Genomic DNA, 20,815 nt, shown 5'->3' with positions numbered 1-20,815 from the left:
GTACCGTCCACCAGGAGAGAGAGATTCGATGACCTTGCCCAGCTATGTCCACGGCGCCAGCCCGCAGCCCTTGATCGGCCAGACCATAGGCCAGTTGTTCGACCAGACCTGCCGCGAGCACGCCCGCCGTGAAGCGCTGGTGGTGCGCCACCAGCAGATACGCTGGAGTTACAAGGAATTGCACGAACAGGTGGAGCGGCTGGCTTGCGGGCTGATCCGGCTGGGGCTCAAGCCCGGCGACCGCATCGGCATCTGGTCGCAGAACAACGCGGAATGGGTGTTGACCCAGTTCGCCACCGCCAAGGCCGGCCTGATCATGGTCAATATCAATCCGGCTTATCGCCGCTCCGAGCTGGAATACGCGCTGAGCAAGGTGGGTTGCCGCGCATTGATCCTGTCGCCCAGCTTCAAGAGCAGCGATTATCTGGCGATGGTGGCGGATCTGCTGCCGGAGCTGGCCGCCAGCGAGCCGGGCCGGCTCAAGTCCGCGGCCATGCCGCAGCTGGAAATCGTCATCCGTCTGGGGCAGCAGCGCACGCCGGGCATGCTCAATTTCGCCGATCTGATGGCGGCGCCGTCAGCCGAGGAAAAGCAGGGCCTGCAAGGCCTGGGCGAGACGCTGCAGTTCGACGACGTGATCAATATCCAGTTCACCTCCGGCACCACCGGCAGCCCCAAGGGCGCCACCCTCAGCCATCACAACATCCTGAACAACGCATACTTCGCCGGCGCGGCGATGGCCTTCGGCCCGGACGACCGGCTGTGCATCCCGGTGCCGCTCTACCATTGCTTCGGCATGGTGCTGGGCACCTTGCTGTGCCTGAGCCACGGCGCGACCATGGTGTTTCCGGCGGAGAGCTTCGACGCGCAGGAGGTGTTGCGCACGGTGCAGGAGGAGGGCTGCACCGGCCTGCACGGGGTGCCGACGATGTTCATCTCGGTGCTGGACCGGCCGGACTTCTCCGATTATGACGTGTCCACGCTGCGCACCGGCATCATGGCGGGCAGCCCGTGTCCGATCGAGGTGATGAAGCGGGTGACCAGCCAGCTCAATATGAGCCAGGTGACCATAGGCTACGGCATGACCGAAACCAGCCCGCTGAGCTTCCAGAGCGCCACCGACACGCCGCTGGACAAGCGCGTGGCCACGGTGGGACGCATCCATCCGCACGTGGAGGTGAAGATCGTGGACGTGGAAGGCCGCATCACGCCGCGCGGTCAGAGCGGCGAATTGTGCACGCGCGGTTATTCGGTGATGCCGGGCTATTGGGGCGACCCGGCCAAGACCGCGGAGGCGATAGACGCCGCCGGCTGGATGCGCACCGGCGATCTGGCGGAGATGGACGCGGACGGCTATGTCAACATCGTTGGCCGGGTCAAGGACATGGTGATCCGCGGTGGCGAGAACATCTATCCGCGCGAGGTGGAGGAGTTTCTCTACCGCCACCCCAAGATTCAGGACGTGCAGGTGATCGGGGTGCCGGACGAGCGCTTCGGCGAGGAGTTGTGCGCGTGGATCCGGCTGCGCGACGGCGAAAGCGCCGATGCCGACGATATCCGTGCTTTTTGCCAGGGGCAGATCGCGCATTACAAGATTCCGCGCTACATCGAATTCGTCGATAGTTTCCCGATGACCATCACCGGCAAGATCCAGAAGTTCGTGATGCGCGAGAAAATGAAGCAGAAGCTGGGGCTGGCGGACGGCAAAACCGCCTGACCCGTCTCAAACAATGGGCGCAAAAGCCCCGGCTCGCCGGGGCTTTTTGGCTTACAATGCCGCCAGACTGATCTTTAAGCTGAGGAATCCATCATGACTACCGTATTCAACGACGCCGATCTGCTGCGTCTGGAAAACCTGCTGACCCCCTTGTCCGCCAGCGGCAGCACCATGCGCCCGGACGAAGTGCAGGGCTTTTTCGCCGCGCTGGCGTGCGGTCCGGACGCGGTGGACGCCGATTTCTGGCTGGAGGAAGTGCTGGGCGACGCGCCGGCCTTCGAGAACGCGGACGACGCGGCGGAACTGAAAACCCTGCTGCAGAAGCTGTACGACGCCACCGCCGCCGCGCTGGCGGCCGGCGATGAGCTGGACCTGATCCTGTACGCGGAAGACGACAGCGACAGCGACGAGCCGGATTACTGGCCGTGGGCCAACGCCTTCCTCTACGCGCTGGACGTGGTGGACACCGATTGGTTCGAAGTGGCCGACGAGGACGAGGGCTTCGAAAGCCTGATGATGCCGATGCTGGTGTTGGGCGGCGCTTTCGAGCAGGAAGACGGCGAAGACCTGCTGACCTTCAGCGATGAGGAAGTGGAAGGCTACAAGGAAGAGCTGCTGGAAGCGCTGGGCGCGGTTCATACCTACTGGCGCGCCAAGGCGCAGGCGCCCAGCACCGTGCGCCGCGAAGGCGACAAAGTGGGCCGCAACGATGCCTGCCCGTGCGGCAGCGGCAAGAAGTACAAGGCCTGCTGCGGCCGCAACTGATTCCGCCAGCCGGAAGCAGGATCAAAAAAGGAAGCCCGCGGGCTTCCTTTTTTCATGCGCGCCGCGGCGATCAAACCGAGGCCGCGGCCTTGCGCTGCCGCGCGCGGGCGGCTTCCTGGGCGTTGAGGCGGTCGATGTAGTCGAACACGTCCAGCAGCGAGGTGGTCATCGCCAGCACTTGCCCCAGGGTATTGAAGAAGCCTTCCCAATAGCCGCTGGCGGCGCTGTCGTCGCTGAAGTCGATGTCGGCGGCGATCTGGCCCAGCAGGGTATGGGTTCCGCAACCGGGGTTGTCCTGCAGATACTTGATGAAATGTCCGGCGAACTCGCGGCCCAGCAGGCGCGCGGCGTGGCGGTCGTCCGTGGGCGGCACTTGCCAGCAATGGAAGCCGCGGCGGTTGGACGCGCTGGCGGCGAAGGGCAGCTCCGCGCGGGGCACGGGGTCCGGGTCCGGGCGGTAATGGCGGCGGGATGGGGTTGTGATCGACATGATCTCCTCCGTGTAGCGGTTTTTCATCGCCACCTCCGCGGCCAAGCAGAGGTGGCAGACCGAACAGGGTTGGCCGACCGGACTACACGACTCCGGCACACCCGCGAGGGTGTCCCCACCCGGCCCGCCATTGTGAGCGCGCACGAGTGCAGCGATCCCGGCGCAAAGGTCAAGCGCGTGATCGCAGTGTAGTTTGTCGGACGGCCAAGTCCGGTGCCGCGAGGAACGGCACGGCAGCGATTGTGCACAGCCGGCGATGGACCGGTCAAGGCGCAGTCTGGGCGCAAACGCCCGTCAATGCTCGCTTACGCGGCCGGTATCGGCGCTGGGCGGCAAATAGCCTGCCGGCAAGCCCGGATGGATGCGGCGATGAAAAAGCGGCGCGCTCCCGTGGAGAGACGCGCCGCGTGCCTGGCGGTGAGCTTAGCTGTTCAGCGCCGGGTAGTCGGTATAACCGTGAGCGTCGCCGCCGTAGAAGGTCGCCGGGTCCGGCGGGTTCAGCGGCGCGCCGCTTTGCAGGCGCTCGGCCAGGTCCGGGTTGGCGATATAGCTGCGGCCGAAGGCGGCGGCGTCGATATAGCCCTGGCGGATCAGGGTTTCCGCTTTTTCCGCGGTATAGGCGCCGGCGCCTATGATCACGCCCGGATAACGCTGGCGCAGCGCCTGGCGGAAGCTCTCGTCCAGCACCGGGCCGCCGGCCCAGTCCGGTTCCGAGATGTGCAGGAAGGCCAGCTTGCGCTTGGCCAGTTCCTCGGCCAGATAGAGCGCCATCTCCAGCTGATCGGTATTGCTGATGCCGTTGAAGATGCCCAGCGGCGAGATGCGGATGCCCACGTGATCGGCGTCCCATTCCGCCACCACCGCGTCCACCACTTCCAGCAGGAAGCGCGCGCGATTGGCCACGCTGCCGCCGTATGCATCGGTGCGGACATTGGCCTGCGGCGACAGGAACTGGTCCAGCAGATAGCCGTGGGCGCCGTGGATTTCCACCAGGTCGAAGCCGGCGCGGCGCGCGTTGTCGGTGGCGCGGCGGTAGTCTTCCAGGATGTCGGCCAGCTCGGACACTTCCAGCGCGCGCGGGGTGTCGCACTGCTCGCGCACCAGGCTGCCGTCGGCGGCGCGGATATTGGTGCGGCTGTCCGCCTGGATCGCCGACGGCGCCACCGGCGCTTCGCCGTCCGGCTGCAAGGAGCGGTGAGAAATGCGGCCGGTGTGCCACAGTTGCAGCGCGGTCAGGCCGCCCTTGGCGTGCACCGCGGCGTTGACCTTGCTCCAGGCGTCCACTTGCGCCTCGCTGTAGATGCCGGGCGCGCCGGCATAGCCCTTGGCGGTGGGGGATATATGGGTGCCTTCGGCCACGATCAGGCCGGCGCCGGCGCGCTGGGCGTAATAGGTTTCCGCCAGCGCGGTGGGCACGTCGCCCGGTTCGGTGTTGCGCAGCCGGGTCAGCGGCGCCATCGCCACGCGGTTTTTCAGGGTCACGGCGCCTACGCGCAGCGGGGTGAACAGTTTGTCAGCTTGCATTGCGGTTTCCTTGGCTCATTGCGAATAAAGACGGGCGGGCGCGATCACTGATCGAAGCCGAAACCCTGTTTGCGCGCCACCGGCGCGACCTGCGGGAAATACACCTGGCGGTAGTACTGCGCGGTGTTGGCCGACCAGGGCTGGCCGTCGGCGCGCTGGATGGTTTGCCAATAGTCCATGATGGCGGCGTCGTATTGCGCGATCATGGCCGGCAGTGCCGCCGCCTGGTAGCGTTCGCGGTGCACGAAGCTGGCGCGCGGCAGCCGCGGTTTGATCGTGCTGTCCTGATCGGCGTAGCCCAGCACCACGCCGACCAGCGGGAAGGTCAGTTCCGGCAGCTCCAGCAGTTCCACCATGGCCTGCGGGTCGCGGCGGATGCCGCCGATGGGCACCACGCTGAGGCCGGCGGAGCGGGCCGCGGTCATGATGTTGCCCAGCGCGATGCCGGCGTCCACCGCGCCGACGGCGAAGGCTTCCACGCTATTGTGTATCACTTGCTCGGCGCCGGCCTTTTCCACGCCGATGCGGGTCTTGTAAAAGTCCGGGACGATGGCGACGAAGACCGGCGCCTGGGCGATCCAGGGCTGGCCGCCGGCGATCTCGGCGATTTTCCGGCGACGCTCCAGGTCCTGTACCACCACCAGCGATACTTGCTGGCCATTGATGGAGGTGGGGCTTTTCCAGGCGGCGTCCAGCACCGCGTCCAGCACCTCGGTCGGGATGGGCTTGTCCTGGTAGCTGCGCACGCTGCGGTGTTCCCGCATCAGTTGCAGTGTCGAGTTCATGCTCGGTGTTCCTTAAAGTAGACCAGTCGTCTAGTTGTTGCTTCAAAATAACCCGCTCCGGGGAGCGGGGTGTGTTCGGCGCTGTTCCGTCTTGTTTACGGAGCGCGCAAAATCTGTTGCGTGTGCGCCATCGCCGCCAGCAGCGGCGCGCGCGAATGTTGGGTCTTGAACAGCAGCGCGCTGCCCACCCACAAGCTGTACAGCGCGCTGGCTGTTTCGTCCGGCAGCAGGTCCGGCAGCAGCGAGCCTTCCTGCTGGCCGCGGCGGATGCAGGCGGCCAGGTTGCGCACCACGAAGCTCATGCCCTCGGCCAGCGCTTCGCGCATCGGCTCGGACAAATCGGACACCTCGGCGGCCAGCTTCACCGCCAGACAACAGCGTTGCGGCTCGTCGCAGCGATGGGTTTCCAGCCAGCCGTCGAAATAATGCAGTAGGCAATCGCGCGCGCTGCCGGCGTCCTTGGACAGAAACTGCACCAGCCTGCCGTCGTAAGTCTCGAAGTAACGGCGCAGCAGCTCCACTCCATAGCCTTCCTTGCTGCGGAAGTAATGGTAGAACGAACCCTTGGGCACTCCGGCCGCGCCGAGGATTTCCGCCAGTCCCACGGCGGAGAAGCTCTTGCCGAGGATGATGGCTTCGCCGGTGGCGAGCAGGTGTTCGCGGGTGTCTGAAAACTGCTTGGGTCGTGACATGGGCTGAAGTCTACTAGACCGGTCGTCTAGTTTCAAGGGGAAATTGCAAACGGCGGCTATTGTATCAGTATGGCATTACAGTCGCCACTATTGATAATAAGAATCATTTTTAATTAGAATGCCGGTTTTTGCGCCTGAAGCGCGCCGTTGCGAGAGGAAATCGCTATGAAGTCGATCTGGAAACTGCTGCTTATCGCGCTCTTGAGTGGCTGTGCCACGCTGGCGTCGGAAACCGAGCCGGCCGGCGATCCGCCCGGCCGCATCGTGGACCTGCGCAGCGGCGCGATGCTGCAGCCGGCGCAACTGCTGCGGCAATTGGCGGACACGCCGCGGCTCTTGGTGGGGGAGAAGCACGATAACCGCGAGCACCACCGCATCGAGCGCTGGCTGGCGACGGAGCTGGCGGCGCGGCGGCCGCAGGGCAGCGTGCTGCTGGAGATGCTGACCCCGTCGCAGCAGGCCAAGGTGGAACAGGCGCAGGCCGGGCTGCGCGCCGGCCAATCCTGGTCCGGCGAGGCGCTGGCGCAGGCGGTGGACTGGCAGCCGGGCTGGCCGTGGCCGCTGTACGGCAAGCTGGCCGAGCATTTGCTGCGCGCGCCTTACCCCTTGCTGGCGGCCAATCTGGATAGAAACGAGATGCAGGCGGTGTACCGCAGCCAGGTGCAATTGCCGGGCCAGGCGTCCACGCGGCCGGAAGTGCGCGCCAAGCTGAGCGAATTGATCCGCGAGGAGCACGGCGGGGAGCTCAAGGCCGAACATCTGGCTTCGATGCTGGCGGTGCAGCAGGCGCGGGACCGGCGCATGGCGGAACGGCTGCTGGCCGCGCCGGCGCCGGCCTTGCTGATTGCCGGCGCCTACCATGCCGCCGCCGATATCGGCGTGCCGCTGCATGTGCGCGATTTGCAGCCGCAAGCGCCGCTGCGGGTGCTGATTCTGGCGGAGGAGGGCATGAAGCTGGACGCGCGCCAGGGCGATTACGCCTGGTTCGTCGCGCCGGCGCGGCCTTGACCCTGGTCTTTGCGCTGCGGCAATATATTGATAATGATTCTCATTACGTATAACATTCTCAACTCGAACAAATAGACTTTCGCTTGGATTTCCGATGATGAACACCATGAAACGAGCGGCGGTGGGCTGCGCGCTGGCAGGCGCGTGCTGGCCGCTGACGGCGCTGGCGGGGGCCGGCGCGCCCCTGCCGGCCGACCTGAGCGCGCTGGGCATGTACCGCGCCGCCGATCCTGTCGTCAAGAGCGTGATCCTGGGCCTGCTGACGGCGGCGCTGGCTTGCTGGGTGGTGCTGCTGGTCAAGGGCGCGGAACTGTGGCGCGCCGGCCGCGAAACCGGCCGCGCGCTGACGCTGCTGGGCGGCGCCGCGACGCTGGCCGACGCCCGCGAGGGCTGCGGCGCCTTGCCGGCGCATGCGCTGACGCGCAGCCTGCTGGCGGAAACCGAGGCCGAGCTGCGCTTGTCCGCGGCCAGCGCGCCGCGCGACAGCGTGCAGGCGCGGGCGGGCTTCCGGCTGGAGCAATGGCAGGCGGAGCGCGGGCGGCGCTTGGCCGCCGGCATCGGCTTGCTGGCCACCATAGGCGCGGTGGCGCCCTTCATCGGCCTGTTCGGCACGGTATGGGGCATCATGAATAGCTTCGTCGGCATCGCCCGCAGCGGCAGCAGCTCCTTGGCCACGGTGGCGCCGGGCATCGCCGAGGCCTTGCTCGCCACCGCCATCGGCCTGGTGGCCGCCATTCCCGCCGTGGTGATCTACAACCTGTTCAGCCGCGCGCTGGCGCGGCACAAGGGCCGCAGCCAGCAGGCGGCCGGCCTGGCGCTGTTGCTGCTGAGCCGCGAGCTGGATGTCCGCGCGGAGACCGTTTGAATGGCCGGCGGGTTTCCCAGCAGTCAGGACGAGGAACTGGCGGAGCTGTCCGATATCAACGTCACGCCCTTCATCGACGTGATGCTGGTGCTGCTGATCATCTTCATGGTGGTGGCGCCGCTGTCCACGGTGGATACCCGGATCGAACTGCCGGCCTCCAGCGCGCGCCAGCAGCCGCGGCCGGACAAGCCGCTCTACCTGTCGATGAATCAGGACCGCTCGCTGCAACTGGGCAAGCAGCCGGTGACGCTGGCCGAGCTGGCCGCGCGGCTGGACCGCGACAGCGGCGGCCGTCGCGACACGCCGCTGTTTTTCCAGGCCGACCGCCAGGCGCGCTATGAAGACGTGATGGCGGTGATGGACGCCTTGCGCGAGGCGGGCTATCTGAGCGTGGGCCTGGTCGCCCGCGAAGGTGATTGAGATGGCGGCCGCATTGGAAAGGCCGCCGCTGCCCTTGGCCAGCTGGGGCAATGCCTCGCTGCTGGTTTTGGGCGCGCCGCTGCTGGCGCTGCGTCTGTATCTGTCCGTGGCCGAGCCGGCGCCCGCTCCGGCGGCGCCGGCCGCGGTGATGCAGTTGTGGGCGGCCGAGGTCAGCGCCGCGCCTAGCAATCGGCCATTGCCGAGCGGCGCGCGGCAAAGCCTGGCCGCCGCGGCCAGCCGGCCCAAGGCCGCGCGCCGTCCTGAGCGGCTGCCCAAGCTGGCCGAGGCGGAAGCGCCGCGCCTGTTGGCGGCGCGGCAAAGCCGGGATCGGCCGGCGGACAAGGCGGAGGAGCGGGACAGCGAGCAGGCCTCGCCATCCGCGGCCGCCAGCAGCAGCGCCGCGCCGCGCGCCGACGCAGGCGAAGTCGCCGCCGCGCCGTTCAATAGCGAGGGCGCGGCGCGCGCGCTGAAGCTGAGCTGGGAAGGGCGGGTGCAAAGCCATCTGGCCCGCTTCCGCCGCTATCCGGAAGACGCCAGCCGCCGCCGCCGCGACGGGGTGGTGAAGATGAGCTTCATCGTCGACGCCGACGGCCGGGTCTTGTCCAGCCAGCAATTGGCCGGCTCCGGAACCGCCTCGCTGGACCGCGAGGCCGCCGCCATGTTGCAGCGCGCCCAGCCCTTGCCGGCGCCGCCGGCGGATCTGCTCAAGGGCGGCCGGGTCAGCGTCAGTCTGCCGATGCGTTTCGAGCTGAATGAATCTTAAGCCCGGTTCCGCTCCCGTCCTGTAGCGCCTATCCATCCGGTTTTCCGCGTCGCCGCCGGTGGCGCGCAACCTGAATCGAGGTTCGCATGAAATTGAATTCCCATCTGTCCGCCGCGGCGCTGGCCGGCGTCTTGCTGGCGTCCGCGCTGGCCGCGTCCGCGGCCGAAGCTCCGCAGGCCGAACGCCGGCCGCAGCGGCTGGAGGCGCACGGCGATGTGCGCGTCGACGACTACGCCTGGCTGCGCGACGACAGCCGCAGCCGGCCGGACGTGCTGGCCCACCTGGAAGCGGAAAACCGCTACGCCGAGGCGCAATTGGCGGCCGCCGCGCCGCTGCGCCGCACGCTGTTGGCCGAGATGCGGGCGCGCATCGGCGAGCGCGACAGCTCGCAGCCCTTTGTCGACGGCGGCTGGCGCTATCGCGAAAGCTATGCGCCGGGCGGCCAGCAGCCGCGGCTGGAGCGTCAGCCCGCCGCCGGCGGCCGCTGGCAGTTGCTGCTGGACGGGGCCGAGCGCGCTGCCGGCCAACGCTACTACCGTTTGGGCGCCTGGAGCGTGGCCGCCGGCCGGCCGATGCTGGCGGCGGCGGAGGACCTGGGCGCGCGCGGCGCGGCGCGGCTGTCGCTGCGCGATCTGTCCAGCGGCCGCTGGCTGCCGGAAACGCTGGAGCAGGCGTCCGGCAGCCTGCAATGGAGCGCAGACGGCGGCAGCCTGTTCTACGTCAAGCTGCACCCGCAAACCCTGCGCCCCTACCAGCTCTACCGCCATCGCCCCGGCCAGCCGCAGAGCCGGGACGCGCTGGTTTACCAGGAGGACGACGAGGCCTTCTCGCTGAACCTGTCCAACACCGCCTCGCGCCGCTATCTGCAGTTGATCGCCAGCAGCGCCGACAGCTCGGAAACCTGGCTGCTGGACGCGCATGCGCCGGATGCGCCGCCGCGGCGCTTCGCCGCGCGCCGGCCGGGCCGCGAATACTATCTGGATCACTACCGCGACCGCTTCTACCTGCGCTCCAACCACGCGGGCGGCCGCTTCGGCCTATACCGCGCGGCGGCGCCGGGCGCGGATTGGGAAACGGTGCTGGCGCCCGACCCCAAGCGCGAGCTGGACAGTTTCCAGCTGTTCCGCCGTTACCTGGTGGTCAAGGAGCGTGTGGACGGGCTGACCCGCATCCGCCGCATCGCCTGGCAGGGCGGCGGCGAGCGCAGCCTGGCTTTCCCGGACCCAAGCTACCGCGCCTGGCTGGCCCATAACCCGGACCCGGACAGCGGCCGTCTGCGTTACGGCTATTCCTCGATGAGCACGCCGACGTCCACCTATGAATGGGACATGGCCGGCGGCGGCAGCCGTCTGTTGCAGCGCAAGGCCATCGCCGGCTATCGGGCCGGGGAGTATCGCAGCGAGCGAGTCTGGCTGACGATGCGCGACGGCGCGCGCGCGCCGGTGTCGCTGGTCTACCGCAAATCCTTGTTCCGCAAAGGCCGCAATCCCTTGCTGGCCTATGGCTATGGCGCTTACGGCACCAGCATGGACGCCGCCTTCGGCAGCCAGCAGCTCAGCCTGCTGGATCGCGGCTTCGTGTTTGCCATCGTCCATGTGCGCGGCGGCGGCGAGCTGGGCGAGGACTGGCACCGCCAGGGCAAGCTGGAACGCAAGAGCAACAGCTTCAACGACTTCGTCGACGCCGGACGCGGCCTGCTGCGCCAGGGCTATGCCGCGCCCGGCCGCTTGTACGCGATGGGCGGCAGCGCCGGCGGCCTGCTGGTGGCCGCGGCGATGAACCAGGCGCCGGAGTTGTTCCGCGCGGTGGTGGCGCAAGTGCCCTTCGTCGACGTGCTCTCCACCATGCAGGATCCGACGCTGCCGCTGACCACCGGCGAATACGGGGAGTGGGGCAATCCGGAGCGAGCCGACGCCTATCGCTGGATCAAGGCTTACAGCCCCTATGACAATGTGGCCGCGCGGCGCTACCCGCATCTGCTGGTCAGCGCCGGCTTGCACGACGGCCAAGTGCCGTACTGGGAGCCGGCCAAATGGGTGGCCAAGCTGCGCGAGCGGCAATGGCCGGGCCAGCGCCTGCTGCTGTTCACCGACATGAGCGCAGGCCATCGCGGCCAGTCCGGCCGCTTGAACCGGCTGGAGGCGGCGGCGCGCGATTACGCCTTCTTGCTGACGGTGGACGCCGAGCCGCCGTCCCCGCCCGCGGCCGAAGCCGGAACCTAGTGTCGATGCCCGCCGCCGGCCGCGCCGGCGGCGGGCTGGAGTCCTTAATCATGCCCATCCCGCCCCAAGCCTGGCCGCCTAGCCCGCGCCTCTCCTGTTCCAAGCCGTCCGTTTTCGCGCCTGACGCGGCGGACGGCGATCACTGTGGAGAGTTTGCTTGTGAAAAAGAAAATGATGGTCCGGCTGGTCGGCGCCGCGCTGGCGGTGGCAGCCGCTCCGGCGAGCGCGACGGAAAGCGCCGCCGGACAGGGGAATGTTGAGTTCAAACCCTTGGTGGTGTCAGGAGACGCGCTGAGCGAGGAACAGCGCGCGCTGGAGAAGCCCGGAGCGGTCAGCAGCCGTGGTGAAAACACCAGGCTGCAATCGCTGGACAGCATCCTGCGCGGGATTCCCGGCACCTATACCCAGATCGATCCCGGCCAGGGCGCGGTCAGCGTCAATATCCGCGGTCTGAGCGGCCTAGGCCGGGTCAACACCATGATAGACGGCGTCAGCCAGAACTATTACGGCTCGGCGCCGTCCTCGCTCAGCCACGGTGAAACGCCGTCCAGCGCCTTCGGCGCGCTGATCGATCCCAACTTCATCGTCGGAGTCGACGTCAACCGCGGCACCGGCGGCGGCGCCAGCGGCGTCAACGCCTTGGCGGGCAGCGCCAACTTCCGCACCCTGGGCGTGGACGATGTGATCTTCGACGGCAAGCGGCAGGGCGCGCGCCTGAAGTACAGCGTGGGCAGCAACGGCCTGGGCCGCAGCGGCATGGCGGCCGGCGCGGCGCGGACGGATCTGGCTCCCGGCGTGCGCTTAGGCCTGCTGGGCGCGATCAGCAGCAACTCGATAGGCGGCAATTACCGCAATGCCCAGGGCGCGGACAGCTCGGCTTTCGGTTTCGGCTACGACGAGCACTTCACCCAGAACCCGCAGTCGCAGATGTTCAAGGCCAATCTGCGGGTGGGCGACGCTCACGAGGCGGAACTGTCGGCGCGGCGCTACCGCAACAACTTCGTGCGCCGCGACATCCAGAGCGACGACTTCTACCTGAAGTACAACTACACCCCGCATTCGGAATGGCTGGACTTTTCCGTGCTGGCCAGCCACGGCCGCGGCCGTCAGGCTTATCAGCGCGGTTCGCTGTTCACCTTCTACAACAGCAGCACCGATAATATCGGCGACGCGCTGGAGGCGCGCAACAATAGCCGCTTCCGCCTGGCCGGCGGCGACGCCACGCTGAGCGTCGGCGGCAAGTGGATGCGCAACCGCTTCACCCGCAATGTGAACAGCGCGGTGGAAAACAGCGTCGACAATCCGGACGCCAATCAGCAGGCGATAGAGAACAATGTGTTCGCGCCGGCCGGCCGCCAGGAAATCCGCAGCCTGTTCACCGGCCTGGAGTTCCGCCGCGGCATTTACACGCTGCAGGCCGATCTCAACTACAGCCGCTTCGCGCTCAGCGGCCACAAGCCGGCCTGCGATCCGCGCGTGGAATGCTTCCCGCAAGGCGCGGCCGACATCAAGCTGGAAGAAAGCGCGCTCAACCCCTCGCTCTTGCTGTCCGCCGAAATCAAACCCTGGTTCCAGCCCTTCGCCAGCTATGCGCGCACCATGCGCGGGCCGAATCCGCAGGAGGTCTTCTTCGCCAATTCCGGCGGCCAGTCGATGAACCCCTTCCTGAAAAGCGAACGCGCCGAAACCTACCAATTGGGCGTGACGTCGATGTTCCACGGCCTGCTCAGCGAGCGCGACACCCTGCGCACCAAGGCGCTGTTCTACCGCAGCCGCATCGCCGATTACATCTCCAGCCAGGCCTTCAATGTGTGCAAGGGCGGCCGCAAGTGCACGCTGGACGTGTTTTGGTCCAATAGCTCGGACGACTACAACGACGGCATGACCATCTACACCAACTCGCCAACCCCGGTGCGCACCCGCGGTTTCGAGCTGGAGGCGGACTACGACGCCGGTTTCGTCTACGCGCGCTTGTCTTACAGCCGCGAGCACACCAGTCAGCCGACCTCCTTCGCCAGCGGCATGTTCGCCGCCGGCAATGTCAGCGAACTACCGGACGAGTACTACACGCTGGACCTGGGCAGCCGCTGGCTGGAGCGCAAGCTGGAAGTGGGCGCCTTGTTCAAGCGCGACGGCGCCAACCGCCGGCTGTCGCCGGACCAGTTGCAGGATGACAATACCGGCGCCTATCTCAAGGAAGAGCAGAAGGCCAATCCGGTGATCATCGATCTGTACGCCAGCTACCGCGTCAACAAGCAATGGCTGATCCGCGCCGGCGTGCGCAACCTGGCCAACCGCAGCTACTCCGAGCCGCTGAATACCTTGAATTCGATTCCGTCGCAGTCGTCTTACGAATCGCCGAATAGCACGGCGCGCGGCCGCAGTTATATGTTGGCCACCGAGCTGCGCTTTTAAGAACCTGAGTACGATCTGCTGCGCGTCGGCGATACGGCGTTGAAAATGTCTCGCCTTGGCTCGCGAGATCATAAACAGGTTCAAAGCCAGGTCGTCTCAGGGTAGATTGTCCAGGTTCCGGCATGACTGGAACCTGGACAAGACCAAACGACAAAGGAGATCTGCATGAACAAGCTCAGCCGCGCGGCCATCGCCACCCTGTGTGCGCTCAGCGTGGGACACGGCGCGCAGGCCGCCGAGGCCGACAATCGCAACGGCCCATCCGGCAACGGCGGCAACAATCTGCTGATCGCCGCGGTGGCCTGGAAGCAGACCGCGGCGGAATACCGCGCGCTCTACCATCAGGCTTTCAACCTGGCGCGGATGCGGCTGGATCAGGCGTTGGCCGTGCGCAAGCCCGGCGACAAGCCGCTGGCCGTGATCACCGATATCGACGACACCGTGCTCAACGCCGTCAATTACTGGGGCTATCTGATCCAGCAGGACCGGGATTTCTTCGATGACGCGATCTGGGACAAATGGATTCCGGAAAACAAGCTGACCGCCACGCCCGGCGCGCTGGATTTCTTCAACTACGCCCAATCCCAGGGCGTGGAGGTGTTCTACGTCAGCAGCCGCGACCAGGGCGACAAGACCTATGAATACGCGCTGGGCAATCTGCGAGCCGCCGGTTTTCCCTTCGTCGACGCAAAACACGTGACCATTCTGCGCGACAGCTCAAACAAGGAGCCGCGGCAGAAGGAGATCGCCGCCCAATACAATGTGGTGGCGATGTTGGGCGACAACCTCAACGATTTCCAACGCAAATACTATGTGAAGGATGTGGACGAGCGCGCGTGGCTGATGGAGGAGGACCGCGACTTGTTCGGCCGAAAATTCATCCTGATGCCCAATCCCACCGACGGTCACTGGATGCGCGCGATCTTCGGCGATTCCGAGCCGCCGGCCACGGACCGCAACCGCGAGATTTTCAAAAAAGCGGCCAGCAAATCCGCCTGGCAGCCTGCGCCGTGAGCGGCGGCTTTCCATTGTTGAACCCAGCAGGGCAATGACGAAAGTCCGGACAGTGCTGTAGAAAAGAGATTCGTCATGATAGGCGCGGCTACGAATCGGCCAGATTCGCATCGCTTGAACCGGGCGATCCGTGGTTGGCTAGCCGCGCGCGCGGATGCCGGCCAGGCGCCGGGGACGGATTTGCCCGTGTCGGCTTCTGTCTCTATGATAGCCGGCAGGCGGGGCGGCCTTGTATTGAGCCGGCTTGCCGCGCCGTTCCGCCCCATGTGTCCGCGCCCGCCGGCTAGCCGCCTGACGCGGGTTTGATTTCCCTTGCCGTTTTTGCCGTCGCCGATGCCAGCTGATACCGATACCCCCGCCGTCTTGCCCGAAACCTCCGCTAATTCGCCGGAGCCGGCCATCGTCCCGCACCTGCACTTGCTGGCCCACAGCGCCGGCGCCGACGTGGACCAGAACCGCGCCGGCTTGGGCTTGCTGCTGCTGTGGCTGGGGGACGATGTGCTGAGCGCGGTGAACGCGGACTTGCGCGCGCACGAGATCACCGAGACCAAGTTGAGCGTGCTGATGTTGTTCTCGCTGCGAGAGATGGGCTGGTGGCAGGGCGGGGCGCTGACGCCGTCGGCGATAGCCGATTATCTGGGCGTGACCCGTTCCACCGTCACCGGCCAACTGGACTGGCTGGAACGGCGCGGCCTGCTGCAGCGGCAATTGCGCGACGAGGACCGCCGCAGCCTGGAACTCTATCTGACCGAGGCCGGCAGCGCCTTGCTGCAGCAGGCGCTGCCCGGTTTCTGGCGCGCCTGTCAGCGCTTGACCGTGGCGCTGGACGACAGCGAATGCGCGGTGCTGCGACCCTTGCTCGCCAAGCTGTGGACGCGCTTGAAAACGGATTGAGCGTCAGTTAGGCGCTGGCGGGCTGGCCTGCGCGCCGGCCGCCGCCAAGGCGTCCGCGCGGGCGCGGTCGCTGGCCTTGCAGCGGCAATGGCCGATCTGGTGCAGCTCTATCAGGTGTCCGGCCGGGTCGCGCAGGAACAACTGCGTCAATTCCGGCGCGGCGACGTTGGCTTGCCGCCAGTGGGCGATGCCTTGCCGTAGCAATTCCGTCTCCGCCTGGGCGATGTCCCGCACCGCCAGCGCCACATGATTGTCCACCGGATCCTGATCCGCGCCCTGCGCGTACGGCGACACGCCGTCGTTGCCCAGCAGATGGATCTGGCAGTCGTTGCCCAGGTCCAGGAAAAACCCGGGCACCCCGGGGATGTGCCAGCGGCCGGCGTCGGCGTCCAGGCCCAGCACGTCGCGATAAAACGCGCCCATGGCCTCAACCAGGCTCAGAGGCATGCGCAAGCCATGATGGTGCAATTCCAATACTTCGATAGCCATTAGTTTGCTTCCTTATGTGGAGGGTGACGATGGAGGCGGCCGCCTTACCTAGATAATACGTTATGCGTATTATAAGTCAAACGTATTTTATTTTGACGGCATTGGCAGGGGCAAGCGCGCCGGCAGATGCGATGACGCCGGCTATAGTGAACTATGCCAAAAGAGTAGATGGCTTAGGCTCGGGCTGCTCGGTAAAGTATTTAAAATTATTAATTTAAATAGAAAAATGATTTGCTATCTAATTGAGTGGCTTATACTATTTCTTAAACCACTTGTAACTTGATGTTGGCAGTTGCCAATACGGATCACGCATGACGCGAAATCTATTCGCCAGCCTGGCGGCTGGTTTGTTGTTGGCCGGTGGCGCGGCGGGGGCGGAGCTTCCGCTGTGGAAACAGCCGGAGTACTCGGCGGCCATCGTCCAGGCCCGGGCGGGGCAGACCGCGCCGGCGTTGGCGCTGCTGGAGCGGGAACGCGCGCGCGGACCGCTGCCGGCGCCCTTGCTGGACGATTATCTGACCCTGCTGTGCTGGAGCGGCCGCGGCGCCGAGGCCTTGCGGCTGCTGCCGGGCCACGAGACCGAAATGTCCTTGGATACCTTGACGCGGCTGGCGCGCGCCGCGCGCGACCTGCGCGAAACGGCGACGGCCGAGCGGCTGTACCGGCTGTTGCTGGCGCGCCAGCCATCCGCCGGCTACCGCGCCGGACTGGCGATGGCCCAGTCCGAAGCCGGGCATGGCGCCGAGGCGCTGGCCACCTTGGACGCGGCGCCGGCGGGCACGCCGGCGGATGAACTGGAACTGACGCGCGCGCGCGCCTATGTGCTGCTGCAAGCCGGCGATCTGACCCGGGCGCTGGATTATCTGATCCGCGCCCGCGAGCGTTTTCCCGGCGATGCGGAACTGGAGCGCAGCTATCTGGGCTGCTTGCTGCGCCTGGGCGCGCCCAGAGAGGCCGCCGGCTTGGCCGCGGACGACACACGGCAGGCGTTGCAGATCGATTTCGATCGCGCGGCGACGCTGAGCCGCTGGGGCCGCATCCAGGAAAACCAGGACAGCGGGCCGGGTCGCCATGCGCAGACCGAGGCCGCGCTGGATTTGAACCGGGCGCTGGCGGCGCGCGCCGGTGTCGCCGGCACGTCGTTTGCCGACCTGGCCACCGATGATCGCGTGCAAATGCTGCAACAGCGCGGCTGGTCGCAGCAAGCGATCGCGCTGGACCAAGAGCGCGCCGACCGGGCCTGGTCGCCATACGCGCGCGCCGCGCTGGCGGATGCTTATTTGAATCTGCGCCAGCCGCGGCGCGCGGCCGAGCTATACCGCTCGGCGCTGCGGGACGCGCCGCGGGTGGACGAGGCGCTGGATTGGCGCATCGGCCTGGTATACGCCTTGCTGGAATCCGGACAGTACGCGGCCTGCCGCCAAGAACTGGTGGCCCTGCGCGCGGACACGCCCAGGCTGAAGACCGACCAGGCCTCCGGCCGGCGCGTGTTCAATCCGGATTTCCAGCGCGTGGCCTTGCTGGAAGCGATGGTGAACGCCTACCAGGACGACACCCGCACCGGCTGGCGGCAACTGAACGCGCTGCTGGACGAGGCGCCGTTCAATACCGAACTGCGCCAGAACCAGGGCAGCCTGGCGCTGCTGCGCGGCTGGCCGCGCCAGGCGCGGGGCATGTTCACGCGCTTGAAGGTGGACGAGCCCGACCAGCGCGCCGAAGTGGCCGCCGGCCAGGCCGCCGCGGCGATGGATGTGTTCGAGTTCGATCGCGCCGATCGCCAGCTGGAAAAGCTGCGCGAACTCGATGTCGATACCGGCGAAACGCGCCAGCTGCGCCAGCGCGCGCGCAATGAGCGCCGGCCGGAGTTGGTGGTGGACGCCGGCCGCGACTTGAGCGGTGGCCAGGGCGCCGGCGAGCAGAACGCCTGGGAATCGTCGGAACGGCTGTATTCCTCGCCGTTTGGCCACTGGCGGCTGTTCGGCCTGCACCAGATCCAGCGCGCCAGCTATGTGGACGCGGCGATGGCCTCGCGTTTCGAAGTGCTGGGCATGGGCGCGCAATGGCGTGACGAGCGCGGCAGCGGCGAATTCGGCTTTACCGGCCAGATCGCCGGCGGCGGCCGCGCAGGCGGCTTCGCCGGCTATGACTGGACGCCGGACGATTACTGGACGCTGGGCGCGCGCTTTGAACTGAACAGCGCCGACGCGCCCTTGAAAGGCCGTCTCGACGATGTGCGCGGCAACAAGGCGCAACTGAGCCTGCAATACCGCGCCGACGACTACCGCAGCTACGGCCTGCAGGCGGAAACCTTGTCGCTGTCCGACGGCAATCTGCGCCGCGCCGCGTCCGCCAACTGGGAGGAACGCTGGATCAGCGGGCCGCGCTACAAGCTCAACACCATCCTGAGCCTGGCCGCCAGCGGCAACGACAGCGTGGCGTCCGCCCGCTACTTCAATCCGCGCGCCGACGGCGAGGCCTCGGTGACCGCGTTGCAGGAATGGAGGCTGTGGGGCGATTACGACAACACCTGGCATCAACGCCTGGGCCTGACGCTGGGCCGCTACACGCAGCGGGATTACGGCAGCGGCGGGGTCTGGGGCTTGCTGCTGGAGCAGGAATGGCGCTGGAACACCCGCGGCAGCCTGCGTTACGGCTTTACCCGGGTGCGCCATCCCTATGATGGCAAGCCGGATATCGGCAACAAGGTTTATCTCAATCTGGATTGGCGCTTCTGATGAAAACGATACGATGGCTGGCGGCGCTGCTGCTGGCATGCCTGCTGTGGAGCGGCGGCGCGCTGGCCGCCGCCGGCCAATTGATCATTCTGTGTTACCACGAAGTGGGCAAGACCGATGAGGCCGCGTCCGACCCGTTCGCGGTGGATGCCCGCTCGCTGGTGCGGCAGATGGAATGGATGCGGGGGCAGGGCTATAGCTTTGTCAGCCTGCAGCAAGTGCTGGATGATCGCGCCGGCGGCAAGCCGCTGCCGGACAAGGCGGTGCTGCTGACCTTCGACGACGGCTATCGCAGCGTCTACACCAATGTCTATCCGGTGTTGAAGTTGTTCAAGGCGCCGGCGCTGATCGCGCTGGTGGGCAGCTGGCTGCAAGTGCCGGAAGGGCGCCAAGTCAGCTATGGCGATGGCGTGGCGCCGCGCGACAAATTCCTGAGCTGGGCGCAGATCCGCGAAATGCGCGACAGCGGACTGGTGGAAGTGGCCAGCCACAGCTACGCCTCCCACCTGGGCCTGCAAGCCAATCCGCAGGGCAATATGGAACCGGCGCTGACCACGCGCGTTTACCGCGCCAACGGCTATGAAAGCGAACCGGCCTATCTGGCGCGCATCCGCGACGATCTGCGCCGCAACAGCGCGCTGCTCAAGGCGCAGCTGGGCCAGGCGCCGCGCGCCATGGTATGGCCCTATGGCAGTTACTCCTTGGAAGCGGCGCGGGTGGCGGAGCAGGAAGGCATGCCGGTGACCATGAGCCTGGACGCCGGCATCAACGGCCGCGGCACCGCGCTGTCCTCGCTGCGGCGCGTGCTGCTGGACGCCAATATGAACCTGGCCGACCTGGCCTATCAGTTCAAACAGCTGAACGGCTGGCCGGAAGGCATACGCCCCGAGCCCAGCCGCATCATGCACGTGGACCTCGACTATATCTATGACCCCAACCCCAAGCGCCAGGATGAAAACCTGGGCCGGCTGCTGGACCGGGTCAAGGCCATGGGCGCGTCCACCGTCTATCTGCAAGCCTTCGCCGATCCGGACGGCGACGGCGTGGCGCGGGCGCTGTATTTCCCCAACCGCCATCTGCCGATGCGTTCAGATCTGTTCAACCGCGCCGCCTGGCAATTGCAGACCCGGGCCAATGTCAGGGTCTACGCCTGGATGCCGCTGCTGGGCTTCGCCTTGCCGGCCGGCCATCCGCTGGCCAAGGAGAGGGTGCTGGCGTTGAGCGCCGGCGGCCAGCTCAAGCAGCAAGGCTATGCGCGCCTGAGTCCGTATTCGCAGCCGGCGCGCCAGCTGATCCGCGACCTTTATGAAGACCTGGCGCGCAGCTCGCGTTTCAACGGCCTGCTGTTCCACGACGACGCCACCCTGTCCGATTTCGAAGATGCCGGGCCGGCGGCGGAGCGGGCGCGCCTAAGCCAGGGCCTGGCCGCCAAGGTGGCCGATGTGCGCGCCGATCCGGCGCAAATGGAGCGCTGGACCCGCGGCAAGACCGAACTGCTGGACGATTTCAGCCTGGAACTGGCCACCGTGGTGCGCCGCTATCAGCCGGCGCTGCGCACCGCGCGCAATCTGTACGCGGAAGTGGTGCTGAATCCTGAATCGGAAGCCTGGTTCGCTCAGTCCTTCGACAGCGCGCTGCGCCACTATGACCGGGTGGCGGTGATGGCCATGCCCTATATGGAAAATGCCACCGATCCCAAGGCCTGGATGCGGCGCTTGTTCGACAAGGTGGCGGCCAAGCCCGGCGCGCTGGAGAAAACCGTGTTCGAACTGCAAGCCACCGACTGGCGTGTGCGCAAGCCGATTCCCACCGCGGAAATGGCGGCCACCGTGCGCGAACTCAACACCCTGGGCGCGCGCCACATCGCCTATTACCCGGACGATCTGTTCCAAGACCAGCCGCGGCTGAAGGAATTCCGGCGCGTGTTTTCCATGACCGGGCAGCCGGAGCAGTAAAGCGCCGCAAGGCAGGCATAAGCCAGCGCCTGGGCGGGACTGCTCCGGGCGGCTGGGAAGTC

General features: G+C 66.7%; 17 protein-coding genes. 12 read left to right on the top strand and 5 right to left on the bottom strand.

The features are described 5' to 3' along the window. Positions 1 to 28: 28 nt before the first annotated feature. Both VI26_RS14380 and VI26_RS14375 read left to right on the top strand, forming a co-directional pair. A complete protein-coding gene (locus VI26_RS14380; RefSeq protein WP_048410443.1) occupies positions 29 to 1,717 on the top strand; it encodes an AMP-binding protein in 1,689 nt (562 codons plus the stop codon). A gap of 93 nt (positions 1,718 to 1,810) precedes the next feature. Beyond that, on the top strand, positions 1,811 to 2,482 hold the full coding sequence (locus VI26_RS14375) for a UPF0149 family protein (protein WP_048410442.1): 672 nt from the start codon (positions 1,811 to 1,813) through the stop codon (positions 2,480 to 2,482). A gap of 70 nt (positions 2,483 to 2,552) precedes the next feature. Here VI26_RS14375 and VI26_RS14370 read toward each other — a convergent pair whose 3' ends face one another. The 4 genes from VI26_RS14370 to VI26_RS14355 form a co-directional block, all read right to left on the bottom strand. After that, complete coding sequence (locus VI26_RS14370; protein ID WP_156183889.1) at positions 2,553 to 2,972, bottom strand: hypothetical protein; 420 nt, start codon at positions 2,970 to 2,972, stop codon at positions 2,553 to 2,555. 423 nt (positions 2,973 to 3,395) lie between these two features. After that, a complete protein-coding gene (nemA, locus tag VI26_RS14365) occupies positions 3,396 to 4,496 on the bottom strand; it encodes an N-ethylmaleimide reductase (protein ID WP_048410440.1) in 1,101 nt (366 codons plus the stop codon). Positions 4,497 to 4,540: 44 nt separating this feature from the next. Next, positions 4,541 to 5,281 carry an NADPH-dependent oxidoreductase gene (locus tag VI26_RS14360; RefSeq protein WP_048410439.1) on the bottom strand — a complete coding sequence of 247 codons (741 nt, stop codon included), beginning with the start codon at positions 5,279 to 5,281 and terminating at the stop codon, positions 4,541 to 4,543. Positions 5,282 to 5,376: 95 nt separating this feature from the next. Continuing rightward, on the bottom strand, positions 5,377 to 5,973 hold the full coding sequence (locus VI26_RS14355) for a TetR/AcrR family transcriptional regulator (RefSeq protein WP_048410438.1): 597 nt from the start codon (positions 5,971 to 5,973) through the stop codon (positions 5,377 to 5,379). A 165-nt stretch (positions 5,974 to 6,138) separates the two neighbouring features. On the opposite strand from VI26_RS14355, the gene VI26_RS14350 reads away from it, so the two are divergent. From VI26_RS14350 to VI26_RS14315, 8 genes are all read left to right on the top strand, one after another. Next, on the top strand, positions 6,139 to 6,981 hold the full coding sequence (locus VI26_RS14350) for a ChaN family lipoprotein (protein WP_048410437.1): 843 nt from the start codon (positions 6,139 to 6,141) through the stop codon (positions 6,979 to 6,981). Between the two features lie 97 nt (positions 6,982 to 7,078). Beyond that, a complete protein-coding gene (gene exbB, locus VI26_RS14345) occupies positions 7,079 to 7,846 on the top strand; it encodes a tonB-system energizer ExbB (protein WP_231581028.1) in 768 nt (255 codons plus the stop codon). Beyond that, positions 7,847 to 8,266, top strand: a complete 420-nt coding sequence (gene exbD, locus VI26_RS14340; protein ID WP_048410436.1) for a TonB system transport protein ExbD — start codon at positions 7,847 to 7,849, stop codon at positions 8,264 to 8,266. It begins immediately after the preceding gene. A 1-nt stretch (position 8,267) separates the two neighbouring features. Then, positions 8,268 to 9,029 carry an energy transducer TonB gene (locus tag VI26_RS14335; protein WP_048410435.1) on the top strand — a complete coding sequence of 254 codons (762 nt, stop codon included), beginning with the start codon at positions 8,268 to 8,270 and terminating at the stop codon, positions 9,027 to 9,029. A gap of 86 nt (positions 9,030 to 9,115) precedes the next feature. Further along, entirely contained in the window at positions 9,116 to 11,251 is a 2,136-nt protein-coding gene (locus VI26_RS14330) for an oligopeptidase B (RefSeq protein WP_048410434.1), read from the top strand. A 159-nt stretch (positions 11,252 to 11,410) separates the two neighbouring features. Continuing rightward, positions 11,411 to 13,666 carry a TonB-dependent receptor domain-containing protein gene (locus VI26_RS14325; RefSeq protein ID WP_197081481.1) on the top strand — a complete coding sequence of 752 codons (2,256 nt, stop codon included), beginning with the start codon at positions 11,411 to 11,413 and terminating at the stop codon, positions 13,664 to 13,666. Positions 13,667 to 13,831: 165 nt separating this feature from the next. Beyond that, a complete protein-coding gene (locus VI26_RS14320) occupies positions 13,832 to 14,680 on the top strand; it encodes a 5'-nucleotidase, lipoprotein e(P4) family (RefSeq protein ID WP_082151078.1) in 849 nt (282 codons plus the stop codon). Between the two features lie 333 nt (positions 14,681 to 15,013). After that, positions 15,014 to 15,574: a MarR family winged helix-turn-helix transcriptional regulator gene (locus tag VI26_RS14315; RefSeq protein WP_048410433.1), complete on the top strand. Its 561-nt coding sequence runs from the start codon at positions 15,014 to 15,016 to the stop codon at positions 15,572 to 15,574. A gap of 3 nt (positions 15,575 to 15,577) precedes the next feature. Here the strand turns inward: VI26_RS14315 and VI26_RS14310 are convergent, their stop codons facing one another. Then, positions 15,578 to 16,063: a VOC family protein gene (locus tag VI26_RS14310; protein WP_048410432.1), complete on the bottom strand. Its 486-nt coding sequence runs from the start codon at positions 16,061 to 16,063 to the stop codon at positions 15,578 to 15,580. Between the two features lie 311 nt (positions 16,064 to 16,374). Between VI26_RS14310 and pgaA the strand changes: the two genes are divergently transcribed. Both pgaA and pgaB read left to right on the top strand, forming a co-directional pair. Continuing rightward, positions 16,375 to 18,798: a poly-beta-1,6 N-acetyl-D-glucosamine export porin PgaA gene (pgaA, locus tag VI26_RS14305; RefSeq protein ID WP_048410431.1), complete on the top strand. Its 2,424-nt coding sequence runs from the start codon at positions 16,375 to 16,377 to the stop codon at positions 18,796 to 18,798. Continuing rightward, a complete protein-coding gene (gene pgaB, locus VI26_RS14300) occupies positions 18,798 to 20,753 on the top strand; it encodes a poly-beta-1,6-N-acetyl-D-glucosamine N-deacetylase PgaB (protein ID WP_048410430.1) in 1,956 nt (651 codons plus the stop codon). The genes pgaA and pgaB overlap by 1 nt, the downstream gene beginning before the upstream one ends. The last annotated feature ends 62 nt before the right edge of the window (positions 20,754 to 20,815 follow it).

It is taken from the genome of Chromobacterium sp. LK1 (genome assembly GCF_001043555.1).
GTDB lineage: Bacteria > Pseudomonadota > Gammaproteobacteria > Burkholderiales > Chromobacteriaceae > Chromobacterium > Chromobacterium aquaticum.
This window is presented reverse-complemented; position numbering and strand designations above follow the sequence as displayed.